Here is a 2,699-nt window from a genome sequence, read left to right on the forward strand (position 1 = left end):
GTATGTGGGTCGTGCGGGGTTGACTGCTGAGCGGTTTGTGGCGTGTCCGTTCGTGGTGGGTGGGCGGATGTATCGGTCGGGGGATCTGGCCAGGTGGACGGCGGATGGGCAGTTGGTGTTCGTCGGTCGTGCGGATGAGCAGGTGAAGGTTCGGGGGTTCCGGATCGAGCCGGGTGAGGTCGAGGCCGCGCTGCTGGCCCACCCCGAGGTCGCCCAGGCGGCGGTGGTCGCTCGTGAGGATGTGCCGGGGGACAAGCGGCTGGTCGCCTATGTGGTGCCCGCCGACACCGACAGCGCCGACAACGCCGGCGGGGCTGGTCTTGATGGGGTTGGTGTGCGGGAGTTCGTGGCGGGGCTGTTGCCGGAGTACATGGTTCCGGCTGCCGTTGTCTCGTTGCCCGCGTTGCCGTTGACGGTGAACGGGAAGCTGGATCGTCAGGCGTTGCCGGCTCCGGAGTATGGGAGTGGGTCGGGTCGTGGGCCGGTCAGTGTGCAGGAGGAGATCCTGTGCGGCGTGTTCGCGGATGTGTTGGGTTTGTCGTCGGTTGGGGTGGATGACGACTTTTTCCGGCTGGGTGGGCATTCGCTGTTGGCGGTTCGGTTGGTGTCGCGGGTTCGGTCGGTGTTGGGTGTGGAGTTGCCGCTACGGGCGTTGTTCGAGGTGTCGACGGTGGCGGGTTTGGCGGCGCGGTTGTCGGGGGTGGGTGAGGCGCGGTTGCCGTTGCGGGTGGCTGGGCGTCCGGAGCGGGTGCCGTTGTCGTTCGCGCAGCGGCGGTTGTGGTTCCTTGCGCAGTTGGAGGGGCCGAGTGCGACTTACAACATTCCGACGACGGTGCGGTTGACCGGCGAGTTGGATGTGCCGGCGTTGGCTGCGGCGCTGCGGGATGTCATCGGGCGGCACGAGTCGCTGCGCACGATCTTCCCGGCTGCCGAGGGTGAGCCCCACCAGCGGGTCCTGGATATGGACGAGCTGGATTGGGCGCTGCAGGTGTCCCAGGTCGAAGCCGCGGAACTGGCCGAGGCTGTGGGACGGGCGACACAGCACGCGTTCGACCTGGCGGTCGAGGTGCCGATCCGGGCGTGGCTGTTCCAGACCGGCGCTGACGAGCAGGTGCTCGTCGTCCTGGTGCATCACATCGCGGGTGATGGCTGGTCGCGGGCGGCGCTGGGCCGGGATGTGTCGGCGGCGTACGCGGCGCGGCTGCGGGGTGCGGCGCCGGTGTGGGAGCCGCTGCCAGTGCAGTACGCGGACTACGCCCTGTGGCAACAGGAGTTGCTGGGAGCGGAGTCCGATCCGGAGAGTCTGCTGTCGGCGCAGGTCGATTATTGGCGGCAGGCGTTGGTCGGGGCGCCGGAGGAGTTGCGGCTGCCCTACGATCGGTCGCGTCCTGCGGTGGCCAGTCATCGTGGGCACCGGGTACCGGTGCACGTGCCCGCTGATATGCATCAGCGGTTGGTGGAGCTGGCCCGGGCCGAGGGTGCGACTCCGTTCATGGTGATGCAGGCCGCGTTCGCGGTGCTGCTCTCCCGGCTGGGTGCGGGTACGGATGTCCCGATCGGTGCCGCCGTGGCGGGGCGTACGGATGAGGCGCTGAATGATCTGGTCGGGTTCTTCGTCAACACGTTGGTGATCCGTACGGATTTGTCGGGGGATCCGGAGTTTCGGCAGGTGCTGGCCCGGGTGCGGGAGGCGAGTCTCGGGGCGTTGGCGCATCAGGATGTGCCGTTCGAGCGGTTGGTGGAGGAACTGGCGCCGGTGCGGTCGCTGGCGCGGCATCCGTTGTTCCAGGTGATGCTGACGGTGCAGAACACCGAGCGCGCAGTGCTGGACATGCCTGGCGTGAGCGCGGGGGCTGCCCGGGTGGACGGGGCGTCCTCGGCGGCGAAGTTCGACTTGGAAGTGTCGCTGTCAGAAGTCGTCGATGAACAAGGACATCCGGCGGGGTTGCGCGGGTCGATGATCGGCTCGGCGGATCTCTTCGACGCCGGCACGGTGGAGACCATCGTTCAGCGATGGCTGCGGGTGCTGGACAGTGTCACCGCGGCGCCGGATGTGCGGCTGCATGAGGTAGAGGTGCTGGATCCGCAGGAGCGGGATCTGGTGCTGGAGGGATGGAACGACACCGCGGCGGTACTGCCCGACGCGACGGTGGTCGAGTTGTTCGAGCGGCAGGTGGCCGCCAACCCGGATGCTCCGGCGGTGGTGTTCGAGGGGGCGACGCGGTCCTACGCCGAACTGGACGCGGCCGCGAACCGGCTCGCGCATCATCTGCGCGGCATCGGCGTGGGGGCGGAGTCGGTGGTGGGGTTGTGCCTGCCGCGCGGTGTGGAGATGGTCACCGCGATCGTGGGTGTGTGGAAGGCAGGGGCCGCCTACCTGCCGATCGATCCCTCCAACCCGGCCGAGCGGGTCGCGCTGCTGCTGAATGACGCTGGTGCGGCGGCCGTGCTCACCGACAGCGGCGTAGATGAGCTGGTCGCGGCCGCCGTCGGCGACGGCGACGCCGCGGCTCCGGTGATCGTGCTGGACGATCCGGAAGTTCGGGCGCGGCTCGCGACCTTGCCGGGCAGCGCGCCGGTGCCATCTGTGCGGGTGGATCCGGCGGGGTTGGCGTATGTGATTTATACGTCGGGGTCGACGGGTGTGCCGAAGGGTGTGGGGGTCGGGCATGGGTCGTTGGTGAATTTGGTGTCGGTGT

The 2,699-nt window shown here is 68.6% G+C and carries 1 protein-coding gene; it reads left to right on the top strand.

The window, feature by feature from the left end:
- Positions 1-115 precede the first annotated feature (115 nt).
- Positions 116-2,699 (top strand): condensation domain-containing protein (locus tag ETD86_RS53795; protein ID WP_281287125.1); only part of this gene is annotated, 2,584 nt, incomplete at its 3' end.

This window comes from Nonomuraea turkmeniaca (assembly GCF_005889735.1).
In the GTDB taxonomy this organism is placed as follows: Bacteria; Actinomycetota; Actinomycetes; order Streptosporangiales; family Streptosporangiaceae; genus Nonomuraea; species Nonomuraea turkmeniaca.